This is a genomic window from Psychrobacter sp. AOP5-GZ1-6, assembly GCF_052376345.1.
Classification (GTDB): domain Bacteria; phylum Pseudomonadota; class Gammaproteobacteria; order Pseudomonadales; family Moraxellaceae; genus Psychrobacter.
In genome coordinates this window covers 1-640 of record NZ_JBQSVP010000325.1, presented here as the reverse complement: position 1 = coordinate 640, position 640 = coordinate 1, and the positions used below count along the sequence as shown (strand labels likewise).

Below are 640 nucleotides of genomic sequence, written 5' to 3'. Positions count from 1 at the left end.
CCGTGATGACGAAGTATGCAAAGAAATTTGAAATATTAGAATAATTTAATGCATTAATAAGTATTAGAAATGGAAGAAAAGCGAGAAAAGAAACTCCTCCGAATAAAAATCCATGAAATAATAGTTTAAACTTTTGCTCAACATTAGTTGTTTTCCATGTTTTAAACAGGAAGAAAACAAATAAAAAAGATGATGTGAAAATTAGGTATATGAAATATTTTTTTTCAATTAGGGGAATGTTTTTTTCTGGTACTAGTATAAGGAGTGGTAACGATAAGCAGATAAACAGAAAAGTACTTATGGGATTCTTGTATTTTTGATGTAATTCTTCATATAGATCTAGCTGCTCAATATATAACCATCTCAAAATTGCTGGTGCAATGCAGAAAGCAAATAGGAAGCCGACTAATACTGTAAAAATTCCGAACGTCAATGCTGACACAGTACTATTATCTAGCAATGCATTATAGGTTAGTGACGGGTAGCCAATTTCTACTAAGTAAAACTTAATAAAAAAGCGTGAAGAAAGGTAGGCGATTATCGAGCTACTCAACAAACTACCAATAATCGCCCAGGACTTCTCTTTTATTAGATCAGCTAGCTTACTACTCAGTGAGACAGTAGGTGTTTGGTCTGGGTT

The 640-nt window shown here is 32.7% G+C and carries 1 protein-coding gene; it reads right to left on the bottom strand.

The features are described 5' to 3' along the window. Positions 1–640 (bottom strand): hypothetical protein (locus ACT3RN_RS16035; protein WP_444518857.1); only part of this gene is annotated, 640 nt, incomplete at both ends.